Source organism: Mycobacterium gordonae (genome assembly GCF_017086405.1).
GTDB classification, from domain to species: Bacteria; Actinomycetota; Actinomycetes; order Mycobacteriales; family Mycobacteriaceae; genus Mycobacterium; species Mycobacterium gordonae_D.
Genome location: NZ_CP070973.1, coordinates 5133992 through 5160006, shown reverse-complemented (window position 1 = coordinate 5160006; position 26015 = coordinate 5133992). Strand labels below are relative to the sequence as shown.

The 26015-nt window shown below is 66.8% G+C and carries 18 protein-coding genes; 12 read left to right on the top strand and 6 right to left on the bottom strand.

Going from position 1 to position 26015, the window contains the following annotated elements; genetic code table 11:
• The first annotated feature begins 11 nt into the window (after positions 1 to 11).
• Positions 12 to 863 carry an LLM class flavin-dependent oxidoreductase gene (locus JX552_RS21850; protein WP_205873971.1) on the top strand — a complete coding sequence of 284 codons (852 nt, stop codon included), beginning with the start codon at positions 12 to 14 and terminating at the stop codon, positions 861 to 863.
• Here the strand turns inward: JX552_RS21850 and JX552_RS21845 are convergent.
• The gene (locus JX552_RS21845) at positions 826 to 1554 is read right to left on the bottom strand and encodes an SDR family oxidoreductase (RefSeq protein ID WP_205873970.1); all 729 of its coding nucleotides are present in this window, start codon (positions 1552 to 1554) and stop codon (positions 826 to 828) included. The two genes, JX552_RS21850 and JX552_RS21845, sit on opposite strands and share 38 nt — an antisense overlap.
• Positions 1551 to 2372 (bottom strand): FadR/GntR family transcriptional regulator, encoded by an 822-nt coding sequence (locus tag JX552_RS21840; protein WP_205873969.1) that lies wholly within the window; start codon positions 2370 to 2372, stop codon positions 1551 to 1553. The genes JX552_RS21845 and JX552_RS21840 overlap by 4 nt, the downstream gene beginning before the upstream one ends.
• An 86-nt stretch (positions 2373 to 2458) precedes the next feature.
• Here JX552_RS21840 and JX552_RS21835 point away from each other — a divergent pair, with 86 nt between their 5' ends.
• Both JX552_RS21835 and JX552_RS21830 read left to right on the top strand, forming a co-directional pair.
• Positions 2459 to 4846 carry a CaiB/BaiF CoA-transferase family protein gene (locus JX552_RS21835; protein WP_205878607.1) on the top strand — a complete coding sequence of 796 codons (2388 nt, stop codon included), beginning with the start codon at positions 2459 to 2461 and terminating at the stop codon, positions 4844 to 4846.
• Between the two features lie 18 nt (positions 4847 to 4864).
• Positions 4865 to 5056: a ferredoxin gene (locus JX552_RS21830; RefSeq protein ID WP_205873968.1), complete on the top strand. Its 192-nt coding sequence runs from the start codon at positions 4865 to 4867 to the stop codon at positions 5054 to 5056.
• Between the two features lie 65 nt (positions 5057 to 5121).
• On the opposite strand, the gene JX552_RS21825 is transcribed toward JX552_RS21830, so the two are convergent.
• Positions 5122 to 5448 (bottom strand): DUF222 domain-containing protein, encoded by a 327-nt coding sequence (locus JX552_RS21825; RefSeq protein WP_205873967.1) that lies wholly within the window; start codon positions 5446 to 5448, stop codon positions 5122 to 5124.
• A gap of 454 nt (positions 5449 to 5902) precedes the next feature.
• Between JX552_RS21825 and JX552_RS21820 the strand changes: the two genes are divergently transcribed.
• The 5 genes from JX552_RS21820 to JX552_RS21800 are packed head-to-tail and all read left to right on the top strand — an operon-like array spanning position 5903 to position 10005.
• Positions 5903 to 7024 (top strand): aromatic ring-hydroxylating oxygenase subunit alpha, encoded by a 1122-nt coding sequence (locus JX552_RS21820; protein ID WP_205873966.1) that lies wholly within the window; start codon positions 5903 to 5905, stop codon positions 7022 to 7024.
• Complete coding sequence (locus tag JX552_RS21815) at positions 7024 to 8583, top strand: AMP-binding protein (RefSeq protein ID WP_205873965.1); 1560 nt, start codon at positions 7024 to 7026, stop codon at positions 8581 to 8583. Before JX552_RS21820 ends, JX552_RS21815 begins: the two co-directional genes overlap by 1 nt.
• A gap of 29 nt (positions 8584 to 8612) precedes the next feature.
• On the top strand, positions 8613 to 9035 hold the full coding sequence (locus tag JX552_RS21810; RefSeq protein WP_205873964.1) for a nuclear transport factor 2 family protein: 423 nt from the start codon (positions 8613 to 8615) through the stop codon (positions 9033 to 9035).
• A gap of 59 nt (positions 9036 to 9094) precedes the next feature.
• Positions 9095 to 9568 (top strand): FAS1-like dehydratase domain-containing protein, encoded by a 474-nt coding sequence (locus JX552_RS21805; RefSeq protein ID WP_205878605.1) that lies wholly within the window; start codon positions 9095 to 9097, stop codon positions 9566 to 9568.
• Positions 9565 to 10005, top strand: coding sequence for a MaoC family dehydratase (locus tag JX552_RS21800; protein ID WP_241010671.1), 441 nt, complete (start codon positions 9565 to 9567; stop codon positions 10003 to 10005). Before JX552_RS21805 ends, JX552_RS21800 begins: the two co-directional genes overlap by 4 nt.
• On the opposite strand, the gene JX552_RS21795 is transcribed toward JX552_RS21800, so the two are convergent.
• Entirely contained in the window at positions 9977 to 11461 is a 1485-nt protein-coding gene (locus JX552_RS21795) for an aldehyde dehydrogenase (protein ID WP_205873963.1), read from the bottom strand. The genes JX552_RS21800 and JX552_RS21795 overlap by 29 nt on opposite strands.
• 92 nt (positions 11462 to 11553) lie before the next feature.
• On the opposite strand from JX552_RS21795, the gene JX552_RS21790 reads away from it, so the two are divergent.
• Positions 11554 to 12876 (top strand): lipocalin-like domain-containing protein, encoded by a 1323-nt coding sequence (locus tag JX552_RS21790; RefSeq protein WP_205873962.1) that lies wholly within the window; start codon positions 11554 to 11556, stop codon positions 12874 to 12876.
• On the opposite strand, the gene JX552_RS21785 is transcribed toward JX552_RS21790, so the two are convergent.
• Positions 12848 to 14002 (bottom strand): aromatic ring-hydroxylating oxygenase subunit alpha, encoded by a 1155-nt coding sequence (locus JX552_RS21785; protein ID WP_205873961.1) that lies wholly within the window; start codon positions 14000 to 14002, stop codon positions 12848 to 12850. The genes JX552_RS21790 and JX552_RS21785 overlap by 29 nt on opposite strands.
• A gap of 70 nt (positions 14003 to 14072) precedes the next feature.
• Positions 14073 to 14909 carry a helix-turn-helix domain-containing protein gene (locus JX552_RS21780; RefSeq protein WP_205873960.1) on the bottom strand — a complete coding sequence of 279 codons (837 nt, stop codon included), beginning with the start codon at positions 14907 to 14909 and terminating at the stop codon, positions 14073 to 14075.
• Positions 14910 to 15157: 248 nt separating this feature from the next.
• Between JX552_RS21780 and JX552_RS32645 the strand changes: the two genes are divergently transcribed.
• The 3 genes from JX552_RS32645 to JX552_RS21765 all read left to right on the top strand — a co-directional run bounded on the left by JX552_RS32645 (position 15158) and on the right by JX552_RS21765 (position 26003).
• Positions 15158 to 15433, top strand: coding sequence for a hypothetical protein (locus JX552_RS32645; protein ID WP_241010670.1), 276 nt, complete (start codon positions 15158 to 15160; stop codon positions 15431 to 15433).
• Between the two features lie 59 nt (positions 15434 to 15492).
• On the top strand, positions 15493 to 16212 hold the full coding sequence (locus tag JX552_RS21770; RefSeq protein WP_205873958.1) for a DUF1906 domain-containing protein: 720 nt from the start codon (positions 15493 to 15495) through the stop codon (positions 16210 to 16212).
• A 548-nt stretch (positions 16213 to 16760) separates the two neighbouring features.
• Positions 16761 to 26003, top strand: a complete 9243-nt coding sequence (locus tag JX552_RS21765; RefSeq protein ID WP_205873957.1) for a type I polyketide synthase — start codon at positions 16761 to 16763, stop codon at positions 26001 to 26003.
• The last annotated feature ends 12 nt before the right edge of the window (positions 26004 to 26015 follow it).

Sequence of the window (26015 nt, the reverse complement as noted above, 5' to 3'; positions counted from 1 at the left end):
AGTGGGGTCGGGTGGTCGAGTGGTATCTGTTCCTGCCGCAGGTGCGGCTCCCCGTCGCCGACATCGTGGACCGGGCTCAGCGCGCCGAAGCGGCCGGATTCGACGGGATCGCCTTCATCGACCATCTCGAAGCCCCGGGTCAGCCCAATGAAAACATCTGGGAGGCAATGGGCATTGCCAGCTGGGTCGCCGCCAAGACCGAGCGGCTGCGCATCGGTCACCTGGTGCTCTGCGACGCGTTCCGGCATCCGGCGGTACTGGCCAAGCAGGCCGTCACGCTGTCGGCGGCGTCCGGCGGTCGTTTCGACCTGGGTCTGGGATCCGGCTCCTGGCCCGCGGAGTTCACCAAATTCGATGTCGGTCAGCAAGATCCGGTGGCTCGGGTCGAACAACTGGGCCGTCATCTGTCGTTGATCAGCCGGTACTGGGCAAGCGGCCAGCGTCCGGGCCCGGCGCATCCGATACCGTTGATCCTCGGCGGCAGCGGTCAGCGGATGATGAAACTCGTTGCCGAGCATGCCGATTGGTGGAACCTGCAGGCGAATCATCTGGACCGCTTGGCGCGATTGGCCGACTCGACGGGTTCAGCCCGCATCTCGGTGCAGCAGATGGTCGGCTTCGTGCGGGCCGGGGCCGATCCCGGCGTCGTGCGCGACGTCAGCGTTCGACGATTCGGCCACCTGGGCCCAGGTCTCGTCTGCGGCGATGCCGGCGAGTTGATCGCGCACTTCGCCGGTCTGGCCGCCCAGCGCGTGGAACGCTTCTACGTCTGGTTCGCCGACTTCGCGGCACCACAGACCCTGAAAGAATTCGGCGACTCGGTGATCAGCGACTTCCCGAACGGCGCCGGCGCACTTCGGTAGGCACCACCGGCGGTCGGGCGTAGGGTCCGCGCTCTACCGCGCTGAGCCTGATCTCCGGCAGGTCGACCGACGGATCGACGGTGTCCAGCCACGCCACCGTGTCGGCGATGTCGGAGGCGCAGATCGCGTACATCTCGAACGGAACGTCCTGCAGCATCTCGGTTTCCACCGGACCCGGGGTGACCAGATGAACGGCGATGCCGTCGCGGTCGACCTCCATCGCCAGAGCACGGGCGAACGCGTTCATACCGGCCTTGGACGCCGAGTAGGCGGTCCGCGCCATCATCGGTTCGTGCGCGGCCGAGGAGGAGATGAAGATCAGGCGTGAACCCGGGCGCATCCGGGGCAGCACCGCGGAGGTCACCACGAAACAGGAATCCAGGTTGGCCGAGATGATGGTGCGCCACTGCTCGAACGTCTGCTTGCGCGCATACGTTCCACCCAGGGCCCCGGACGCGTGAACGACGAGGTCGACGTGGGCGAGCTGGCTTATCGCAGCGGCGAACCCCTCCGGATCGGATGCGTCGGCCACGATGGCACGGGCACCGATCGCCTCGGCCGCCGCGCAGAGTGGCTTCGGGCGGCGGGCCACCACCACGACGTCGTAGCCGAGCTCACTTAGCTTGGCAGCACACGCTTTTCCGATGCCACCGCTGCCCCCGGTGACCAGTGCGGTCCGTGGCGTCGTCAAGGGCGCCGGACGTCCCGCGGACGCGACAACGCTTGCGGGGACAGCGCGTAGATCCGTTGTTCCGGCCGGCCGGACAGCACGTAGGTCTGGGTGTCGGCGAGGTGGCGGCCGGCGATGCGTCGGGCCCGGTCGACGTCACCCTCGGCGATGGTCTCGGTGAGTTTGACGTGGGTGTTCAGTGCCGCACGTCGCTTGGCTAGCGAAGGATAGGTGCCGCGCGCCGCGCTTTCGTCGGCCCACTGCTGTTCGTGGCTGCTCCACAGCGTTTCCAAGCTGCCGACGACCGCGATGATGGTGTGGTTGCCGCAGCCGCGGACGATCAGATTGTGGAATTCGCGGCCGATCTCGGTGAACAGCCGCCCGTCTTCGAGGTTCTCGGCCATGGCGTCGTTGACCCGCTTCAGTTCCGGTACCAGGGTGTCGGCGCGGTCGGGCCGCTGGGCGGCCAGCGCCGCGCAGGCAGGCTCCAATTCCTGTAACGCCGCGCCGAGGTCGCTGACGGCGACCGACTCGCTCTGGAGGACCAGACCCAGCATGTACGCGGCGCTGGTCTTGGCGGGTGCATGCACGACGGCACCGCCGCGGTTGCCACGCCGCACCGAGACCAGTCCCTCGGTCTCCAGGATTCGCAGCGCTTCACGCAGCGACACCAGGCTGACCTTGAACTGCTCGACAAGCACCTCCTGCCGCGGCAGCAGGTCGCCGTCGGCGAGTTCTCCGTCGATGATCTGGCGGCGCAACTCGTCGGCTACGATTTCGGCAATCCTCGGCGCCGAGAGCCGGCGACGGGCGTCGGGTCCAATACCCAAGGCGGTCATCCGGTTCCTCGCAACCTGCAGCAGGAGAGAGCGCACGGTCGGAGGGCCGCGAACTCGACTGGCTTAGCTATTTTAGCAGTAATGGTATAAATAGCCGCGTGAGTCACGTGGCCGATAACCGGCCGACGCCCCTGGAAGAACTTCGGGTCGTCGAGATCAGTGACCGGCTGGCCGGCAGCTACTGCGGGAAGCTGTTGGTGGACGCCGGCGCGCAGGTCCGAAAAGTCGAGCCGCCGCAAGGGGATTCGCTGCGGGGATACTCGGCGACGTGCTCGCCGGTGCCACCCGGGCAAGCCTCGCCGCTGTTCTGTTATCTCAATGCCGGCAAGAGCAGCCTGAGCGTGTCGCCGGAATCACAACGATTACAAGCCGAACTGGCCGGGGCCGACGTGGCGATCGTCGCTTTGTCCCCCTCACGGGCGTCGGCCCTGGGCATAGACCCGCAGCGGTTGCTGGCCTCCGCTCCTCGGTCGGTTGTGGTGACCATCTCCGACTTCGGCTGGACCGGACCGTTCGCCGACCGGGCGGCCACCGAGTTCACCCTGCAGGCATGGGCGGGCTGCACCGGCTTCCGCGGCGACCCGGCCGGCCCGCCGATCTCGATCGGCGGTGACCTCGGGGAGTACATGGGTGGGGTCTACGCCGCGTTCGGTGCGCTGGCCGTGCGCCGCCGCGTGCAGCGTGGCGGCCCCGGCGAGCATCTGGACTTGTCCATGCTCGAGGCGATCACCGCCATGCAGAGCAGCGAATGGCTGCACTCCCAACTTCTGCGCGTCCCGCCGATTCGTCGCACGCTGGAGGTGCCGTCGATCGTGCCCGCCAAAGACGGGTACGTCGGCATCACGATGGTCACCGGTCAGCAATGGCTGGACTTCGCGGCGATGGTCGAATGCCCCCAGTTCGAGGAGATTCCGCAGCTGCGGTTTCAGATCGGCCGGTGGGAGTACCGCGACTTCATCTACGAATCGATCGGTCCCTGGTTCGCCGAGCGAACGGTCGCCGAGATCGTGGAGCTGGGTCAGCTCTTTCGGCTGCCGATCGCGGCTCTGGGCAACGGCGCCACCATCCGCGACATGGAGTACATGACCGAGCGTCGGGTTTTCGTCGAGAACCCGGCCGGATTTCACCAACCGCGCCCGCCGTGGCTTATGGCGACGTGCGGCCCCGCGCCGCTGCGCGATACGCCTGCACTTGGTGCGGCCAATGACGAAGCACCCTGGCAGCGGCCGCAATCCGGCGCTACCCTGACTGACGCGGAGCTGCCGCTGCGGGGCGTGCGCATCGTCGACCTGACGGCCTTCTGGGCCGGCCCGGCAGCCACCCACCTGCTCGCGGCGTTTGGCGCCGACGTGGTCAAGGTGGAGTCGATCCAGCGCCCCGACGGTATTCGCTACTCGGGTGGCATGCGGACCGATGTGGACGACTGGTGGGAGTACGGCTGGGTCTTCCACGCGATGAACACCAACAAGCGTTCGGTCACATTGGATTTGGGAAGCGAGGAAGGCCGCGGATTGTTCCGGACGCTGGTCGCCGGCGCCGATCTGGTGATCGAAAACTTCTCGCCCCGCGTGATGGACCATTTCGGGCTGACCGCCGACGTACTGCTGAAGATCAACCCGCAGTTGGTGGTCACCCGCATGCCGGCCTTCGGACTGACCGGGCCGTGGCGCGAGCGGGTGGGATTCGCTCCCACCATGGAGCAGATCGGCGGACTGACCTGGGTGACCGGGTTGCCCGATACCCCGCCGGTGACGCCGCGCGGCGCCTGTGACCCGCTGGCCGGTGTGCACGCGGCGTTCGCGGTACTGGCCGCATTGCATTTCGCGGAGCGCACCGGCACCGGCCAACAGGTCGAGTTGCCGATGCTCGAGACGGTGCTCAACACCACTGCGGTACAGCCGATCGAGGCCGAGATATTCGGTAAGACATTGAGCCGCAGGGGAAATCGTGGCCAGGCCGGGGCGCTGCAGAACATCTACCGGTGCTCGGGAAACGACGACTGGATAGCGGTCAGCGTCTGTAGTGACGGCCAGTGGGCGGCGCTGGCGCGGGTAGTCGGCGCCTTCGGCGATGACTTGGCCACTGCGGCTGCCCGCCTGGAACGGGCTGACGAGATCGACCGCGTGCTGCGGGACTGGTTCGCCGCACAACCGCTCGATGCGACGGTCGAATTGCTGGCGGCGGCCGGTGTTCCGGCCGCGCCCGTTGGCTCGCCGTCGTTGGTCACCGAGAATCCCCAGCTGCGGGCACGTGGATTCTTCGAGCCGCTGGACCATCCGCGGACGGGTCCTGGCCTGTACCCGACGCCGCCGTTCGGACTGCTGGCGGGTCAACGGCAGTGGCTACTGCGCCCGCCGCCGACGCTCGGCGAGCACAATGAAGAAGTATTGCGCGATCAGTGTGGCCTGACCGAGGCCGAACTCGCGCATCTTGCCGCCGGCAAGGTGATCGGGACCCGGCCAGTCGGGCTCTGAGGAGGAAGGGGGCATCCGATGCGGGTGATCGTCGACGCAGACATGTGCGAGGCCAATGGCTTCTGTGAATCCATCGCAGCGGACATCTTCGAGCTGGGGGACGAGGACGTGGTAAGGATCGCCGACGGTACCGTGCCGCCGGATCGTGAAATCGACGTGCGCGCCGCGGTCGAACAGTGTCCGAGGGCCGCACTGCGCGTCGTGGAGTAGCGCCGATTCAGAACCAGCTACGGTTCATCGGCCTCGGGCGCCAGTGGCCTTTCGGGGTGGTGCATTCAGTTGGTGAGAGGTCGTCCGAAGTCGAGGTGTGCGGGCAGGAAGTCGTCGTCAGGCTTGAGACAGTCTTTGAGGACCTGGGCGTACTCGGCGAGTTCGTCGGGGCGAAACCCGGTCGCGGCTAGAGCCAGTTGTCCTTCGGCATAGGTGCGGGCGGCGGCATCTACGGTATCGGGCAGCTTGGCGAAGAACTCACGGATGACCGCGACATTGCCGTCGCTGATCTGTCCCTGGCGTTGAGCAGCCGCGTTCGCGGGCAACACCGGCGACAGTGGCTCTCCGGTCAGGGCGCGGCGCGGGCCCAGGTCGGCGGCCTCGGCGATCAACCGATTCCTCGGTGGTGGTGATCCGCAACTGATTGGCCAATGCCTGGCCCACGCTGCCGCCCAATTCGGCGTTGGTGGCACGGGTGCACAGTTGGTCGATCACCGCAGCCCGGGCACCCGCAGCTTACGCGCCACCCGGTGCAGACGGTCCATGACCGCCAACAACTCTCAGGTACCAGGATCCTCAAATCCGAACTTGCACAGTCGATCCGCGCACGCTCCGAGCCCGCCGAGAACCTCGGCGATCTCCTCGCACGTGCTCGCTGACATGCCCGAATTATATTGAAGGGCCACCGACAAGTCGTCGCGCGCAAGCGGTGCAGCCCGTGCCCCGTCGGCCCACCGGCAGTCGCGTTGACGTTCAATGTCTAAGATAGTAAAAATAGACGCACGCGCCGAACCGCGGTGCAGCGTGGGTGGCCTCAGCCGCGCAGCCGCGTGGAAACGGAGAATCGTGACAGAGACATCTTCAGACCTGGCATCGGCTGCCGACCCCTCAGAACAGGAATTCGGGCCGACCGGTATCGCGCTGTCCACCTACCGCTTTCCGACAGGGTGGTTCATCGTCGGCTTCGCCTCTGACCTCGCCGCCGGTGAAGTCAAGCGGGTGCACTATTTCGGCGAGGAATTGGTGCTGTTCCGGACCGCGTTGGGCAAGGTACATGTGCTGGACGCCTACTGTCAGCACCTGGGCGCCAACATGGGCGTCGGCGGCACCGTGGAGGGTGAACACATCGTCTGCCCGTGGCACGGCTGGCAATGGCGCGGCGACGGCACCAATGCGCTGATCCCGTACAGCAAGATCGGCTGCAAGAACAACGTCCGCATCCGGACCTACCCGGCCACCGAGTGGTACGGCTTCATCCTGGTCTGGCACGAACGGCACGGCCGGCCGCCGTACTGGCAGCCGCCGGTGCTGCCCGAACTGGAGACCGACGAGTACTACCCGCTGCACCCGCACACCCGGATGGTCAACCGGGTGAAGGTGCACGCGCAGATGATCATCGAAAACGCGGCCGACCCGTACCACGTGCAGTATGTGCACAAAGCGGCCAACCCCGCCAACACCGCGTCGTTCGAGGTAACGGGATATCACCTACATGCCACGGTGAACGCCCACTTCGGCGGTGGGCGGGCTAAGACCTGGTTGACGCCGAACGGTCCGGTGGACGCCAAGATCATCTACGACAACTACTCGCTGGGACTGGGCATCGTCCGCTTCCCGAGCGACCTGGTGGCCACCTGTCAGGTCACCGGCCAGACTCCCGTCGACGAGGACTACACCGACTACTTCTACACCCAGGCCTCCATCCGTGAGCCCGGCGACACCGGTGACGCGCCGACCGGTCGCGCGGCCAAATTCCTCGCGCTGCAGCAGGAAGTGATCAAACAGGACTTCTTCACCTGGGAGAACATGAAATACCTGGAGAAGCCGAATTTGGCGCCGGAGGAGGCGCACGACTACGCGGCGCTCCGGCGCTGGGCACATCGCTTCTACCCGGGTAAACAGCCGTCGCCCAACGACTTCGGCTACACCGCCGAGGGCGAGCCGGACTCGGCGGCCGCCGAGGTCTGATGGGACCGCCGGAGCCCGCGGAATTCGGTGTCGACAGCTTCACCGTGGCGGCAGTCCTCGATCGCCGCGCCGAGCAGTATCCGGATCGGGTGGTGTTGTCAGTGGCCGGAACCGACATCACCGTTGGGCAGCTGCGGCAACGCTCCTGTGCCGCGGCGAAGTTACTGATGGAGAACGGTCTTGGCACGGGAGACTGCGTTGCCTTATTCACCGCGACCTGCCCCGAGTGGATCTATTTCTGGCTGGGAGCGGCCCGGATCGGTGCGGTGAGTGCCGCGATAAACGCAGCCAACAAAGGCCAATTCCTCCGCCACAATCTTGAGCTGTCACGCGCCAAGCTGGTTGTCGCCGATGCAGAGCGCAAACATCGCATCGACGAGATTGCCGATACGAGAACGATTGTGGTGCATGATGTCTCGATCGCTGCGGCCCTCGACCGGGACGCTTCCGTCCCGGTTGTCGACGGCAGTGAGACGGGCGCGCTGTTCTTCACCTCGGGCACCACGGGCCCGTCGAAAGCGGTCGCCACATCGTGGCAGTACCTGTTCACCGTGGCGGCGACCGCGGCTGCGGCCTGGGAGTTGCGCACCGGGGAGGTGGTGTGGACCGCGATGCCGCTGTTTCACCTCAGCGCGGCCCCTAGCGTGCTGGCGCCGCTGCTGGTCGGTGGACAGACTGTGCTTGCCGGTGCTTTTCATCCGAGTGAAGTGTGGGATGACGTACGGGCGCACGGAGCTGTCGGCTTCGTGGGTGCCGGAGCGATGGTCGCCATGCTGCAGAACCTGCCCGCGGATCCGCGTGATGCGCAGCTGCCACTGCGGTTCATCTCGGCAGCCCCCATCGACGCTGCCTCCTACCGGACGATCGAAAACCGTTACCGCTGCGCTGTTGTCACCATGTACGGCATGACGGAGGCCTTTCCGCTCGCGGTCAATTGCGTCTCCTACGACGGCGTTCCCGGCACCTCGGGCCGGACGAACCCGAACTTCGAGGTGCGTATCGTGGACGCCGCCGGTGCCGCGTTGCCGGCCGGATCTGTCGGTGAAATCACCTGCCGACCCAGGTTCGGCCAGGTGATGAGCCACGGGTATGTGCGTGCGGGTGACGGACCGCACGTTCAGGTGGATTCCCACCCCGACTGGTTCCGCACGGGCGACCTGGGCAAGCTCGACACCGACGGGAACCTGACGTACGTGGACCGGGTCAAAGACTCGCTGCGCCGCCGCGGCGAAAACGTCTCCTCGGTCGAAGTGGAAGCGGTGGTGATGAGTCACCCGGCCGTGGCTGAAGCCGCGGCCGTCGCCGTCCCCAGTGACCTCGGTGAAGACGACATCCTGATCGTGGTGACGTTACGGCCCGGCGCCGCAGTGGATTGCGCGGAATTGCTCGATCACTGTAGCGCCCGAATGCCGTACTTCTGTGTGCCGCGGTACGTCGATACGGTCGATGAGATTCCGAAGAACGCGATCGGGCGGGTGCGCAAAGATCTGTTGCGTGCCAGGGGATTGTCGGCGGCTGCATGGGATCGTCAACGTCACGGATACGTGGTGAGTCGGTGAGTTCGGGAAGGCGAGGTTGGAGAAACGCTATGACAATGACCTACCAGGAACAGCAGATGCTGCAGGCCGCAACCGGTCGCGCGGGCATCCTGGATCTGACCGCGCGACACAACCGGGCTTACTCCGCAGGGAACCGGGAAGCCTGGATCGCCACCTTCCGCCATTCGGGTGCCCGGTATGTCCGCGGCGGGGAATCGTTCACGGACCTGTGGTCGGCCTTCGACGGGGGCGACGGCCAGCGCCTGGTCAGCGTCGATCATGAAATCCACGTCGACGGTGTACATGCGACACAGCATTGCGTGGCAATGCTTTTCGCCGCTGTGCAGGACGACACCACGTTGCGGGCCACCGGCACCTACCGCGATGAGCTGATCTACGAACGGGGCGGCTGGTATTTCACGTCCCGAGAACTCGTCTGGGATTCGGTGCCCGCCCGTCACCTCGTCATGTGAGTGCGGACGTGGAGCTGAGCTACCAGCTGGCTGTCGGCACCTACGAAGACGCACTGCGGATGGTTGGCACGGCGGGCGAACCCCGCACGGCGGCAACGCCGGTCAGCGCTGCGCGCATCCAGTTGTTCGCCGCCCTGGTCCGCGACGGCAACCGGTCCTACTGGGATGAGGAGTTCGCCCGGCGGCGGTGGGGCGGCCTGCTGGCACCGCCGGCCCTGCTGATGGGCTGGTTGATCCCGCCACCCTGGCAACCGGGGGGCCGTCCGCCGACCGCCGCACTGGCCCTACGGGTGCCGTTGCCTGGCACCACCTTCATCAACGCCGCCAACGACGTCGAGTTCCTGCATCCGATCCTGGCAGGCGATCAGCTCACCGCCGTGGAGGAATTGGTGTCGGTGTCACCGGAGAAGCGGACCCGGCTCGGCGTGGGACATTTTGTCGAGACGCTGGAAACGTATCGTCGCCAGGACGGCGTCGTAGTCGCCACCTCGCGCAACACCCTGTTCCGATTCACCCCAGAGCGGGCCTCGTGAGTGAACTGGACTGGAACGCGATCAGCATTCCCATCGACCTACCCGACGTCGTCGACGAGATCAGCTATCAGCGTGTGGTCGAGAACGTCGGTGCCACCTGGGACTACTTTCCCGGCCACTTCGATCCGGCCTACGCGCAAAGCCAGGGCAACCCCACTATCTTCGTCAACACCATGCACCTGGCCGGATTTGTCGACAGGATCGCCACCGATTGGGCCGGCCCGGGCAGTCGGGTGCTGCGTCGCTCGATGCGACTGGCGGGTTCGATCTATGCCGGCGACACCATGATCGGCCGCGGTCGGGCGGTGGCAAAACGCCGCGATGACACGGTCAACCCGCCGCGCTATCTCGTGGACCTGCAGATCGAGGTGCGCAACCAGCATGATGTGCTGTGCTGCCCGGTGCAGATCACTCTGCAGCTTCCCGAACCGCGTTGAGCGGCGGTAACTTACCGCTGCAGGCGATCGACTGCAGCTCGACGTATTCGGACAGGCCCTCCGGACCGAACTCGCGCCCGATGCCCGAGTGCTTGAAGCCGCCGAACGGGGTGCTGATGTCGAGCATGTACATGTTGATGCCGTAGGTGCCGGTCCGCACCCGCGACGCGATGTCCAGGCCGTGCGCGGTGTCGGCGGTCCACACCGAACCGGCCAGGCCGTAGTCGCTGTCATTGGCGATGCGGACCGCGTCGTCCTCGTCGGTGTAGGTGAGCACGGTCAGCACCGGACCGAATATCTCCTCGCGGGCGATCCGCATGCCATTGGTGGCGTCGGTGAACAACGTGGGGCGCACGTACCAGCCGCGTGGTTCCGGCGCCTCGGCGCCGCCGGTCACCAGGCGGGCGCCCTGCTGTTGGCCGGACCGGATGTACTCCATGACCCGCTGCTGTTGGCGTTGCGCGACAAGCGGTCCGACGTCGGTCTTGTCGTCGGTGGGATCACCGACGGACAGGCTCGACATCATGTCGGCAAGTGCGTCGACGAGTTCGTCGTGGCGTTGCCGGCTGACCAGGATGCGGGTTTGCGCGACGCATGCCTGGCCGTTGTTCATCAGGCCGGCGGTCTTCAGGCCGGCCACCGTCTTGCCGATGTCGGCGTCGTCGAGCACGATGGCCGCCGACTTGCCGCCCAGTTCCAGGCTCACCCGTTTCAACTGCTCGCCGCACAGGGCCGCGATGCGCCGTCCGGTCACGCTGGAACCGGTGAACGCGATTTTGTCCACCCCGGGATGCCGGACCAGGGCCTCGCCGACGTCCGGACCGCCGGTCACCACTGACACAACGCCCTCCGGGAGCTCGAGTTGTTCGATCATCTCCGCCAACCACAAAGCGTCCAAAGGGGTTTCGGGAGCGGGCTTGATGACCACGCTGCAACCGGCGAGGAGCGCTGGGATGAGTTTAGGCATGATCAGGCACTGCGGCACGTTCCATGGGACGATCGCGCCGACCACACCTACCGGGGCGCGGCGCAAGTGCGCTTCGCCCAGCACACCCTGACGGCGCTCCATCCAGGGGAAGTCGCGGGCGGCCGCCAGCGACAGATGGATCATCGACGCGGCTCCCGCCGCCTGGCCGAGCCGGCTGAAACTGCGCGGCGAGCCCATCTGAGCGGTGATCAGGTCGGCCATCTCCTCGATATGCCGTCCGTAAAGCGTGGCCAGCTCTTCGATTTTTCGCATCCGCTCCGGCGGCTGAAGCCGCGGCCACGGGCCGTGGTCCAACGCATGTCGCGCGGCGGTGACGGCGGCGTCCACATCAGCGGCCGACCCGGCGGGGACACTGGCGATCGGCTCTTCGGTGTGCGGTGAGATCACCGAGAGACGCTCCGTGCTGGACGGTTTGCGCCACCGGCCGCCGACGAACAGTTCGTCATAGGAGCGCAGATTCGCCGTCATCGGGGTAACCACCTCAGGGCAGGCGACGGTAATTTCGCTATTGATGCTAGCATAGCAAAAAAGCGGGATTTCCCCTCAAGGCGAGGCGTGACGTGACCAGCGACTGGCGTAGCTACCCGTTCGAATTGGTACCCGGTGACAGCCAACTGGACTTCCCCGCGGCCGAAGGGCAACACCCCGATCAGGAATCCGACACGTGGTTCATCGCGGGTGAATTGGCCTCCGAGGATCGCTCTTTCGCGTTCCTGACCATTTTCAACCGGAACCGGCCCGGCGGCAGCGTCGTTGCTGATTTCTACACGCTGGGGCTGTTCGATCTGGACACCGGCGAGTACGGCACGTATACCGACTACGACATGCCGCCGGCCAGTGCGCAGCCGGGTGCGACGCCGAAAATGTCCAGCGCGGTTGGGCATCTGGAGGTTTCCTACGACACCGGTGCCGGCATCGCGCGGTGGGCTACCATGCGCGACACCGGGGGCGCCCTGCGGCCCTACACCTACGACATCAGCCTGGTGGGCACCGACCAGGCCGGCCGGTCGATGCGGCTTGACTTGACTGTCACGCCCACCCGGGCGCCCACACCGCTGGGTGCCGCGACGCACAACGGCATGATCGCGTGCTTCGGCCAGGATGACACCTACTCCTACTTTCAGACCGGCATGGCTATGGCCGGAACCCTGCACTGGGCCGACACTCAGGAACAGGTCACCGGAACGGCGGGGCACGTGGACCGGCAGTGGTTTCCGAAGTATGCGGGCGGCGGAACGGGTGAGCCGCCGCGGACCAGGTCGCACGAATGGCGCACCATCAACTTCGACAACGGCGTGGACATGAGCATCTGGCGACAGTTCCTGCGCACCGAAGGCAACGCGCTGCAACCGTTTACCGGTATCACTACGAGCTATCCCGACGCGCGGTCGCCGCAGTGCGCCGAGGATTTCGATGTGGCGGTCACTAGTTACGTGAGGTGGCCGGACGGGATCCGGACGCTCATCCGGCCGCCGCGTAAGGCCCGGTATATGCCGGATCGCCACCGGATCACCTGTGCGGCATTGGGATTGGATATCGTCGGGGAGCCGCTGGTGGCCGCCCCTGCTCATGGGTTACCGATCGAATACATGGAAGGCCCGTACCGCTACCGCGGCACGCTGGCGGGCGAGCCGGTGACCGGGTTCGCGTTCAACGAGCGTTCGCTGGCAATGTACCGGGACTGGGAATTGATCGAAGTGCTGGCGTGCGCCGGCACCGACGATCCCGACATCCGGGCTGCGGCGGAGCAGTTGACGTCGTTGCTGGCAGCCGGACACCGACACGAGGCGCTGGCGCTGGTGAGCAAGGTGCGTAGCGGCCGACGTGAACCGGTCGCGACCATCCTTGACGATCTCAGCACGGCGTTGCGTCAGCCTGGATGAGCGCCCGTTCCCACGCGATATGGCGATGCTGCAATCCAGGTTCGTTGCGCCCGAACACAAGTCGTTGCCGAGCACCGGATTCCAGATTGGCCTGCAGGCTCTCGACCAACCGGTAGTCCTCGTCGCGCACGGTGGCGTGGGCATACTCGAAAACGGCTTGCGCGCCCGCGGCCACGGATTCGTCCGAGATGTCCAGCGGAGTCGAGTTCTGGTGGACAGTGATGGACCTGCCCGGCCGGTCGCTGGGGTAGACGCGGAACAGCTCGCCGTTGGCAATCGTCACCGAGATCACGATGTTCGGGAACAGCGCATAGATGACGACGAGGTTGTTCAACGGAACCCAAGTGTCCTCCGACGTCTCGTCGAGGTCCACGATCGTGTTGAGGGGGAAGATCAACCGGTGGTGGGGGCCGTAGGCGTCGAAAACGGTGCAGTTGCTGCGGGCGATCGTCGCGAACGTCTGCTGGTGCACGGTGGCGAAGTGGTAATTCTCGGCGAAGGTGTCGATGGCCAGCTTCCAGTTGATGGGGGAGTCGAGCACCTTCTCACCCAGCGGTGACCAGCGGCCGATGCCCCACGAGTCGAGTTCCTCGGCCAGCGGCCCCAGGTGCGCGGCCACGTCCAGCCTCGCTCCGGGTTCCATTGCCACCCAGAGGAACCCGGCGAACTCGGTGGCCGGCAGCTCGTTAAGGCCATCCGAGTGCGGTGTCACGTCGGGGAAGCCTTCACGGCCCGGGACGGCGACCAGGCGCCCGGTGTTGTCGTACGTCCAGGCGTGGTACGGGCAGGTGAACCGTTTGGCCACTCCGCATCCCGATGCGACCTGCGCCTGCCGGTGCAGGCAGACGTTGTCGAACGCCTTGACCGAACCGTCGGCGATTCTGGTTAGCAGGATCGACCGGCCCATCACCGTCTTGGTGCAATACGAACCTGGCCCGGGCAACTCAGAGACATAGCCGACCAGTTGCGGGCTGGCCATCACCAGGGCGCGGTCCCGCTGGTGCCGTTCGGCCGAGGTGTATTCGCGCGCGTCGACCAGGTGCTGAGCGGGCGCGAGGTCAGTTGTCTTGTCCCGCGCCAGTTTCAGGGCGCGGCGGGTGAGGTCGATGAGTTGGTCGTGTTGCATCCGCACCCCCGATATGACGGTCGCTGTCGCCTAACTTTACTAACTTTATATTGACAAGGAAATGCGGGCGTCAGCGCAGTCCGACATAGCCGAGCAGCGCGGGGTAATTCCGGATGTGCGCGCGCAGCCGGTCGTCATCGAGACCGTGCAGGTAGTCGGCGGTGGCGCTGTCGGCTGGAAAGAACGACTCCATGGCCAGACTCTCCACGCGAATGTCCAGTGGACCGCCGAACGTGGCGATGGTGTTCAGGAAGGTGAGCTCCGCGCCGTCGGTGGTGACAAGGCGAAACGGTACGTAAAGCTCGCCTGCCGGCTCGGCTGGTTCCCCGCTGGGCTCGGGTGGTGGGTAGGCCGCCAGCTCCCGGTACAGGCGTTGAACATCGGGCGACGCGGTGCTGGCGGCCGCCCGGCGGACCCGGCGCAGGATGCTCGCGTGCACCTGAGCCCCGTTCAATAGACGCTGCGACAACCCTCGCGGATGCAGACACAGCCTCATCACGTTGACGGGCGGATCGAGCAGACCCGGGTCCACGCCGTCAGCCAACACGACGCAGCCAAGGTTCGCGGCGATCAGATTCCAGCAGGAATCGGTGACAATCGCCGGATAGGGCGCATGCCCGCGCAGCACCGCGTTGATGGCCGACTTCACCGGCCGCATCTCCTCGGCGTCCAGCGTGTGCTCGCTGAAACCGGGCGCGTATCCGCCCGCCAGCAGCATCCGATTTCGGGCGCTCAGCGGCAGATCCAGCGATTCGCCGATGCGCAGCAACAGCGCCCGGCTCGCATTGGACCGTCCGGTTTCGACGAAACTGATGTGCCGTGGCGAGACGCCGATCTGATGGGCCAACTCCAGCTGGCTGATGCGGCGGTGGGTTCGCCACTCGCGCACCGCGTCACCGGCAGACATCTCTGGAACCTATCGCCGGAGCGACGGCTGGACCACTACCTCGCAGGTAATCGACATAATGACCGCGACGGAGCGAGACTGCGAACATGAGCACACCATGCACGGCGCAGCCGACACAGCCCGCGGTCCTGCGGCACGCGTTCACGGCGGCAGCCGTCGGCCGAATTATGTTGGGCGCCAGCGCCTTTGTGTCGCCTCGCTCCCAGACACGGATAAATGGCGCGCCGGACAACTTGTTGTCTACCGAGATGAAGTACATGATCCGCATCTTCGGCGCCCGAGCCCTGGCCCTGGGTGTCGGCTATCTCAGCAGCGACGAACCCAACCGGCGACGTTGGCAGCGCATCGGCCTGTTGGTCGACGTGTTGGACAACGTCAATGCGGCGATTGAACTGCGAAAGCTCGAACGGGGCGATCAACGGATCCGTACTCTGCTGAGTCTGGTTGCGGTGACAGGGCCCTACGCGGCACTGGGCGCGGCGGGCCTGGTGCAGGCGCGCCTGGCGACCGATGCGACAAAGTGACATACATGTGACTGCTGAGATCCCTGAGTCTGTTGTGGTGTTTGCGTACCCTGTGGCATGTGCCAGTCTCCCGACGTGACGTGCTGAGACTCGCCGCCGCTGCGCCCGGCCTGCTGGGCCTCGGCGTCGCGGCGTCGTCAGTTGCTGCCGCGCCGGCGTCGGCCGCGCTGGGTACCCTGCTCGACTACGCCGCCGGCGTCATCCCGGCCAGTCAGATCAGGGCGGCGGGCGCCGTGGGAGCAATCCGCTATGTCTCGGATCGCCGGCCGGGCGGCAACTGGATGCTGGGTAAGCCAATCCAATTGGCCGAGGCTCGCGACCTGCACGGGAGTGGGCTCAAGATCGTCTCGTGCTACCAGTTCGGCAAGGGCAGCACCTCGGACTGGCTGGGTGGTGCGGCGGCCGGTATGCAGCACGCCAAGCGCGGCGCGGAATTGCACGCCGCGGCGGGTGGTCCCGCCGGTGCCCCGATCTACGCGTCGATCGACGACAACCCGTCGCTGGAGCAGTACAGGAACCAAATCGTGCCGTATCTACGGTCCTGGGAGTCGGTGATCGGGCACCAGCGCACGGGCGTATACGCGAACTCGAAGACGATCGACTGGGCGGTCAACGACGGTTTGGGTGCGTACTTCTGGCAGCACAACTGGGGCTCGCCGCAGGGGTACACCCATCCCGCGGCGCACCTGCATCAGGTCGAGATCGACAAACGCACGGTGGGCGGCGTCGGGGTGGACATCAACGAAATTCTCAAGCCTCAATTCGGGCAATGGGCCTGACCGTCACGGTTCCTAAGACTCCGACAAACATTCCAGCAAACACTCGTTCGCTCAGTGCTCGCCGTTGGCTACACCGGTGAATCCGCGCGGCTGCGGCGCGTCGCACGGCACGCGGCCGGCACAGCTGAATATTTTCAGATAACGATTTGGTAACAATGCTGCTTTGAACAGCGCTGTTGTAGCTACTCGACCGTAACCACCTGCATGCAGGACGTTTGTCCGGGACGCTCGCGCTAGCGGTTTGGGCCGGTGTTACCCGCGACACGGTTACCCGTGCGTAGAACTCGTCAGTAACCTTCTAACGTCAAGAAAACGTACAGATCCTTATGACACTCTTATGGGGTCCGATGCAGGTGGACGGCGCCGTTTCCTGACGGGATCAAGCACCAAGAATGCACCGGTCAAACGACTATCGGCTGCGATTCGGTGCGGAATCGCCCGGAATGTGACGCGGTCCTGTGGCGAGGGCCGGCCCGGAACCGGCCGAACGAACCGAAACGCGACACACGCATACACGCGAACACAGACGCATACAGGGAGATGTAACGGTGACGATCCACGAGCACGACAGGGTGTCAGCAGACCGCGATGGCAGTGGACCGCACAGCACCCATGCTCTGGTCGATCGTCTGACTGCAGGCGAGCCCTACGCGGTCGCGTTCGGGGGCCAGGGCAGCGCCTGGTTGGAGACGCTCGAAGAATTGGTATCCGGGGCCGGCATCGAATCCGACTTGGCCGAGCTGGTCGGCGAGGTGCAACTGCTGCTCGAGCCGGTCGCCAAAGAACTGGTTGTGGTGCGTCCGATCGGTTTCGAACCGCTGCAGTGGGTCCGTGCGCTGGCGGCCGAGGACACGGTTCCCTCAGAAAAGCACCTGACGTCGGCGGCGGTGTCCATACCAGGCGTGTTGCTGACTCAGATCGCCGCTGTCCGCGCCCTGGCCCGCCAGGGTATGGATCTCATCGAAACCCCGCCGGTGGCCCTGGCTGGACACTCGCAGGGCGTGCTGGCGGTCGAGGCGCTCAAGTCCGGCGGCACCCGCGACGTCGAGCTGCTGGCGATGAGTCAGCTGATCGGCGCGGCCGGCACCCTGGTCGCTCGCCGGCGGGGCATCTCGGTGCTCGGCGACCGGCCGCCCATGGTGTCGGTCACCAACGCCGACCCGGAGCGCATCAGCCAGCTACTCGACGAGTTCGCCCAGGATGTCCGCACGGTACTGCCGCCGGTGCTGTCGATCCGCAACGGCCGGCGGTCGGTCGTCATCACCGGCACCCCCGAGCAGCTGTCACGATTCGAGTTGTACTGCCAGCAGATCTCCGAGAAGGAGGAAGCCGAGCGCAAGAGCAAGGTGCGCGGCGGCGATGTCTTCGCGCCGATCTTCGATCCGGTCAAGGTCGAGGTGGGCTTCCACACACCCCGGCTGTCCGACGGCATCGACATCGTCGGCCGCTGGGCCGAGAAGGTGGGCCTTGATGTCGAGCTCGCCTGTCAGCTGGCTAACGCCATCCTGGTTCGCAAGGTCGACTGGGTCGACGAGATCACCCGCGTGCACGACGCCGGGGCGCGCTGGATTCTCGACCTGGGCCCCGGTGACATCCTCACCCGGCTGACCGCGCCGGTGATCCGTGGCCTGGGCATCGGCATCGTGCCCGCGGCGACCCGCGGCGGTCAGCGCAATCTGTTCACCGTCGGAGCCACCCCGGAGGTGGCTCGCGCCTGGTCGAGCTACGCGCCGACCGTCGTTCGCCTCCCCGACGGTCGGGTCAAGCTGTCCACCAAGTTCACCCGGCTCACCGGTCGCTCGCCGATTTTGCTTGCCGGCATGACCCCGACCACAGTGGACGCCAAGATCGTGGCCGCCGCGGCCAATGCCGGGCACTGGGCCGAGCTCGCCGGCGGCGGGCAGGTCACCGAGGAGATCTTCGCCGACCGAGTCGCGGAGCTGTCCCGGCTGCTCGAACCCGGCCGCACCTATCAGTTCAACGCGCTGTTCCTGGACCCCTACCTGTGGAAGTTGCAGCTGGGTGGCAAGCGACTGGTGCAGAAGGCCCGTCAATCCGGCGCCGCCATCGACGGCGTCGTGGTCAGCGCCGGCATCCCCGATCTCGAGGAAGCCGTCGAGCTGATCGAAGAACTCAACGACATCGGCATCAGCCATGTGGTCTTCAAGCCCGGGACCATCGAGCAGATTCGCTCCGTCATCCGCATCGCCACCGAGGTCTCCACCCGGCCGGTGATCATGCACGTCGAGGGCGGCCGCGCCGGAGGCCACCATTCCTGGGAGGACCTCGACGACCTGTTGCTGGCGACGTACTCGGAACTGCGCTCACGCGCCAACATCACCGTCTGCGTCGGTGGCGGCATCGGCACGCCGGAACGGGCCGCCGACTACCTGTCCGGGCGCTGGGCGCAGGATTACGGCTTCCCGTTGATGCCGATCGACGGCATCCTGGTCGGTACCGCCGCGATGGCGACGCTGGAGTCCACCACGTCGCCCTCGGTCAAGCAGATGCTCGTCGAGACGGGCGGCACCGATGAGTGGATCGGCGCCGGAAAAGCCCAGGGCGGCATGGCCTCCAGCCGCAGCCAGCTCGGCGCCGACATTCACGAGATCGACAACAGTGCCTCGCGCTGTGGGCAGCTGCTCGACGAGGTGGCCGGCGACGCGGACGCGGTCGCGGAGCGTCGCGACGAGATCATCGCTGCCATGGCCAAGACCGCCAAGCCGTACTTCGGCGACGTCGCCGACATGACCTATCTGCAATGGCTACAGCGGTACGTCGAACTGGCCATCGGAGAAGGCGATTCGACCGCGGACACCGCGGCGCCGGGCAGCCCGTGGCTGGCCGACACCTGGCGTGACCGGTTCGAGGAGATGCTCAAGCGCGCCGAGGCGCGTTTGCACGCAAAAGATTTCGGCCCGATCGAGACCCTGTTCAACGACACCGCGCTGTTGGAGGACCCGCAGCGGGCTATCGCCACCCTGGTGGCGCAGTACCCCGACGCCGAGACCGTGCAATTGCACCCGGCCGACGTCCCCTTCTTCATCTCGCTGTGCAAGACCCTGGGCAAGCCGGTGAACTTCGTGCCGGTCATCGACAAGGACGTCCGGCGCTGGTGGCGCAGTGACTCGTTGTGGCAGGCTCACGACGCCCGCTACGACGCCGACCAGGTGTGCATCATCCCCGGACCCGCCGCGGTCGCCGGTATCACCCGGATGGACGAACCCGTCGGTGAGCTGCTGGACCGCTTCGAGCAAGCCGCTATCGACGAGGTCGTCGCCGCCGGTGCCGAGCCCCGGGATGTCACCGCGCGCAGGCTGGGCCGCGGCGACATCCGCGGACCGTTGGCCGTGGTGCTCGATGCGCCCGACGTCCTGTGGGCGGGCCGCACCACGATCAACCCGGTGCACCGGATCGCCGAGCCCGGTGACTGGCAGGTTCACGAAAGCCGTACCGCCACAAATACATCCACCGGTTCGAGGCTGCAGGTGACGGCGGACGGCGCCGGCGTCACCCTCAGCGTGCCGGTATCGGGCACGTGGATCGACATCCAATTCACCCTGCCCGCCAACACCATCGACGGCGGCATTCCGGTGGTGTCCACCGAAGATGCCACCGCCGCAATGCGTTCCGTGCTGGCTATCGCCGCGGGAGCCGACGGACCGGAAGCGCTGCCCGAGGTGGCCGACGGCACCGCCACGCTGACCGTGGACTGGGACCCCGAGCGGGTCGCGGACCACACCGGCGTCACGGCTACCTTCGGTGAGCCGTTGGCGCCGAGCCTGACCACGGTGCCCGACGCGCTCGTCGGGCACTGCTGGCCCGCCGTTTTCGCGGCCATCGGAGCGGCGGTGACCGACGCTGGTGTGCCGGTGGTGGAGGGCCTGCTCAGCCTGGTGCACCTGGACCACGCCGTCCGGGTGGCCGGTCAGCTGCCCAAGGATCCGGCCCAATTGACTATCGCCGCAACCGCATTGAGCGCAAACGACACCGACATGGGCCGCGTCGTGCCAGTCACCGTCACCGTCACCACAAGCGACGGGGCCGCTGTGGCGACGCTCGAGGAACGCTTCGCGATCCTGGGCCGCACCGGCCCCGCCGAACTCACCGATCCCGCCCGGGCCGGCGGTGCGGTCTCGGAGAACGCCACCGATACCCCGCGGCGTCGGCGCCGCGACGTCACGATCGGGTCCCCGGTCGACATGCGTCCGTTCGCCGAGGTGTCTGGGGACCACAACCCCATCCACACCGACAAGGCAGCCGCCCTGTTGGCCGGTCTGGGATCGCCCATCGTGCACGGCATGTGGCTGTCCGCCGCAGCGCAGCACGCGGTCACCGCGACCGACGGGCAGGCGCGGCCACCGGCCCGGTTGATCGGCTGGACCGCCCGGTTCATGGGCATGGTGCGCCCGGGCGACGAGGTGGACTTCCGGGTCGACCGTGTCGGAATCGATCAGGGCGCAGAGGTTCTGGAGGTTTCCGCTCGCATCGGATCGGATCTCGTCATGACGGCGACCGCGCGGCTGGCGGCACCGAAGACGGTGTACGCCTTCCCCGGTCAGGGCATCCAGCACAAAGGCATGGGCATGGACGTCCGGGCCCGGTCCAAGGCGGCCCGCAAGGTGTGGGACGAGGCCGACCGATTCACCCGCGACACCCTGGGTTTCTCCGTGCTGCACGTGGTTCGGGACAACCCGACCAGCATCATCGCCAGCGGCGTGCACTACCACCACCCCGACGGCGTGTTGTTCCTGACGCAGTTCACCCAGGTCGCGATGGCGACGGTGGCGGCCGCCCAGGTCGCCGAGATGCGCGAGCAGGGCGCCTTCGTCGAAACCGCGATCACCTGTGGCCACTCGGTCGGCGAGTACACCGCGCTGGCCTGCGTCAGTGGCGTGTTCGAACTGGACGCGTTGCTGGAGGCCGTGTTTCACCGCGGCTCCAAGATGCACGACATCGTGCCGCGTGACGAGCTGGGCCGCTCCAACTACCGGCTGGCAGCCATCCGGCCCTCGCAGATCGACCTGCCCGACGACGAGGTCACCGACTTCGTGGCCAGGATTGCGGACAAGACCGGGGAATTTCTGGAGATCGTCAACTTCAACCTGCGCGGCTCGCAGTACGCGATCGCCGGCACCGTGCGCGGTCTGGAAGCGCTGGAGGAGGAGGTGGAGCGGCGCCGCGAAATCACCGGTGGCAAAAGGTCATTCATCCTCGTCCCCGGAATCGACGTGCCATTCCACTCGCGGGTGCTGCGCGTGGGTGTCGCCGAATTCCGTCGGTCGCTCGAGCGCCTGATGCCGCGCGACAAGGACCCCGACGTCATCATCGGGCGCTACATTCCCAACCTGGTGCCGCGGCCGTTCACGCTGGATCGCGACTTCATCCAAGAGATCCGGGATCTGGTGCCCGCCGAGCCGCTCGACGAGATCCTCGCCGACTACGACACGTGGCGTAACGAGCGCCCGCGCGACCTGGCGCGCAAGGTCCTGATCGAGCTGCTGGCATGGCAGTTCGCCAGCCCCGTGCGCTGGATCGAGACACAGGACCTGCTGTTCATCGAGGAGGCCGCCGGCGGTCTGGGCGTGGAGCGGTTCGTCGAGATCGGGGTGAAGACCGCGCCGACCGTGGCCGGTCTGGCAACCAACACCCTCAAATTGCCCGAATATGCCCACAGCACCATCGAAGTGCTCAATGCCGAGCGCGACTCCGCGGTGCTGTTCGCCACCGACACCGACCCCGAGCCGGAGGACGACGTGGTGGCGGAGGATTCCGACGCTGCCGGGTCGGAGGGTGCGCCCACTTCTCATGTCGCGCCGGACGTCGCTGCGGCTCCCGCCGAAGCTCCGTCGGGTGCTCCGCGTCCTGACGACATCGGGTTCGACGCCGCCGACGCCACCCTGGCATTGATCGCCATCTCGGCGAAGATGCGCCTGGACCAGATCGAGCCGCTGGACTCCATCGAGTCCATCACCGACGGCGCGTCGTCGCGGCGCAACCAGTTGCTGGTGGACCTGGGATCCGAGCTGAACCTCGGTGCCATCGACGGCGCCGCTGAGGCCGATCTGGCCGGGCTGCGGGCGCAGGTCACCAAGCTGGCCCGCACCTACAAGCCTTTCGGCCCAGTGCTTTCCGATGCGATCAACGACCAACTGCGCACGGTGCTCGGGCCCTCGGGCAAGCGGCCGGCGGCGATCGCCGAGCGGGTGATGAAGACCTGGGAACTCGGTGAGGGATGGGCCAAACACGTCACCGTCGAGGTGGCGCTGGGCACCCGGGAGGGCACCAGCGTACGCGGCGGTGCCATGGGCCACCTGCATGAAGGCGCGCTGGCCGACGCAGCGTCGGTTGACAAGGTGATCGACGCCGCGGTGGGCGCGGTAGGCGCGCGGCTCGGTATCGCCGTGTCGCTCCCGTCCGCGGGTGGTGGTGGCGGCGCGACCGTCGACGCGGCAGCGCTGAGCGAGTTCACCGACCAGATCACCGGTCGCGACGGCGTGCTGGCCTCGGCGGCCCGCCTGGTGCTGGGACAGCTGGGTCTGGACGACCCGGTCAGCGCATCCCCGGCGGCGACCGATGCCGAGCTCATCGACCTGGTGACCGCCGAATTGGGTGCGGACTGGCCACGTTTGGTGGCGCCGACGTTCGACGGCAAGAAGGCCGTCGTCTTCGACGACCGCTGGGCCAGTGCCCGTGAGGACCTGGTCAAGCTCTGGCTCACCGACGAGGGCGACATCGACGCCGACTGGGTGAGGTTGTCGGAGCGCTTCGAGGGCGCCGGGCACGTCGTCGCCACCCAGGCCACCTGGTGGCAGGGCAGGTCGCTGGCCGCGGGCAGACAGATCCACGCCTCGCTCTACGGCCGGATCGCCGCCGGCGCGGAGAACCCCGCCCCCGGCCCCTACAGCGGTGAAATCGCCGTCGTAACCGGCGCTTCCAAGGGTTCGATCGCCGCATCGGTGGCGGCCAGGCTGCTCAGTGGCGGCGGCACCGTCATCGCGACCACCTCCAAGCTCAACGACGAACGGCTGGCGTTCTACCGCACTCTCTATCGCGACCACGCCCGCTACGGCGCAGCGCTGTGGGTGGTGCCGGCCAACATGGCGTCCTACTCCGACATCGACGCGCTGGTCGAGTGGATTGGCAACGAGCAATCTGAAAGCCTTGGGCCGCAGTCTATTCACATCAAGGACGCGCAGACCCCGACGCTGCTGTTCCCGTTCGCGGCACCCCGCGTGGTGGGCGATCTGTCCGAGGTCGGCGCGCGCGCCGAGATGGAGATGAAGGTGCTGCTGTGGGCCGTGCAACGGCTCATCGGCGGACTGTCGAAGATCGGCGCCGAGCGCGACATCGCCTCGCGGTTGCACGTGGTGTTGCCGGGCTCGCCCAACCGGGGCATGTTCGGCGGGGACGGCGCCTACGGCGAAGCCAAGTCCGCGCTCGACGCCGTGGTCAGCCGCTGGCACGCCGAGACCTCCTGGGCGGAGCGGGTCAGCCTGGCGCACGCGCTGATCGGCTGGACCCGCGGCACCGGGCTGATGGGCCACAACGACGCCATCGTCACCGCCGTCGAGGAAGCCGGTGTCACCACCTACTCGACCGACGAGATGGCCGGGTTGCTGCTCGGGCTGTGCGACGTGGAATCCAAAGTCGCGGCAGCCAGTTCGCCGATCAACGCGGACCTCACCGGAGGGCTGGCCGAGGCGAAACTGGACATGGCTGAACTGGCGGCCAAGGCGCGCGAGGATCATGCGGCGAAGGCCGCAGAAGACGGGGTCGGCGAGGATGACGCGGCTGAGGGCACCATCTCGGCGCTGCCGTCACCGCCGCGTGGCTACACCCCGGCGCCGCCCCCTGAGTGGGCGGACCTCGACGTCGACCCCGCCGATCTGGTGGTGATCGTCGGCGGCGCCGAACTGGGTCCGTATGGATCGTCCCGCACCCGCTTCGAGATGGAGGTCGAGAACGAACTGTCGGCCGCCGGCGTTCTCGAACTGGCCTGGACCACCGGTCTGGTCCGCTGGGAAGACGACCCCCAACCAGGTTGGTACGACATGCAATCTGGCGATCTGGTGGACGAGTCGCAATTGGTCGAGCGCTATCACGACACGGTGGTGGAACGCTGCGGCATCCGCGAGTTCGTCGACGACGGCGCGATCGACCCCGACCACGCCTCGCCGCTGCTGGTATCGGTGTTCCTGGACAAGGACTTCACCTTCATGGTGTCCTCGGAAGCCGAAGCCCGGGCCTTCGCCGAGTTCGACCCCGAGCACACGGTGGTGCGCCCGGTGCCCGATTCGGGCGACTGGCAGGTCACCCGCAAGGCGGGAACCGAGGTGCGGGTCCCGCGCAAGACCAAGTTGTCACGGGTGGTCGGAGCACAGATCCCGACTGGATTCGACCCGACCGTGTGGGGAATCAGCCCGGACATGGCCACCTCGATCGACCGGGTGGCGCTGTGGAACATCGTCACGACCGTGGACGCCTTCCTGTCGGCCGGATTCAGTCCCGCCGAGGTGATGCGTTACGTGCACCCGAGCCTGGTGGCCAGCACACAGGGCACCGGCATGGGCGGCATGACGTCGATGCAGACGATGTACCACGGCAACCTACTCGGCCGTAACAAGCCGAACGACATCCTTCAGGAAGTGCTGCCGAATGTGGTTGCAGCGCATGTCGTTCAGTCCTATGTCGGTAGCTATGGGTCGATGATCCACCCGGTCGCCGCCTGCGCGACGGCGGCGGTGTCGGTTGAGGAGGGCGTCGACAAGATCCGCCTCGGCAAGGCCGAGTTGGTGGTGGCCGGCGGTCTGGACGACCTCACGCTGGAAGCCGTCATCGGCTTCGGCGACATGGCCGCCACCGCCGACACGTCGATGATGCGGGGCCGCGGCATCGAGGACTCGAAGTTTTCCCGGCCCAACGACCGCCGCCGGCTGGGCTTCGTCGAGGCCCAGGGCGGCGGGACCATCCTGCTGGCCCGCGGCGACCTTGCCCTGCGCATGGGATTGCCGGTGCTGGCCGTAGTGGCGTACGCGCAGTCGTTCGGGGACGGGGTGCACACCTCGATCCCGGCGCCGGGACTGGGCGCGCTGGGAGCGGGTCGCGGCGGACGGGACTCGGCGCTGGCGCGGTCCCTGGCCAAGCTGGGTGTGACGGCCGACGACATCGCAGTGGTCTCCAAGCACGACACGTCGACGCTGGCGAACGACCCCAACGAGACGGAGTTGCATGAGCGGCTGGCCGACTCGATGGGCCGCTCGGAAGGCGCCCCGCTGTTCGTGGTGTCGCAGAAGAACCTGACCGGTCACGCCAAGGGCGGGGCCGCGGTGTTCCAGATGATGGGGCTGTGCCAGATGCTGCGCGACGGGGTGATCCCGCCCAACCGCAGCCTGGACTGTGTCGACGACGACCTGGCCGGCTCGTCGCACTTCGTCTGGGTGCGAGACACCCTGCGGCTCGGTGAGAAGTTCCCGCTCAAGGCCGGGATGCTGACCAGCCTCGGGTTCGGCCACGTGTCGGGTCTGGTCGCGTTGGTGCACCCGCAGGCCTTCCTCGCCGCGTTGGAGCCCGGGCAGCGGGCGGACTACCAGCGACGTGCCGACGCTCGACTGCTGGCCGGTCAGCGACGGCTGGCCTCAGCGATCGCCGGTGGCGAGCCGATGTACCAGCGCCCGCCGGACCGTCGGTTCGACCACGACGCGCCGGAGAAGCGGCAGGAGGCGGCGATGCTGCTGAACCCGGCCGCCCGGTTGGGTGACGGTGACGCCTACCAGGTCTCTGCCGGGTGACTTGGCGGATCC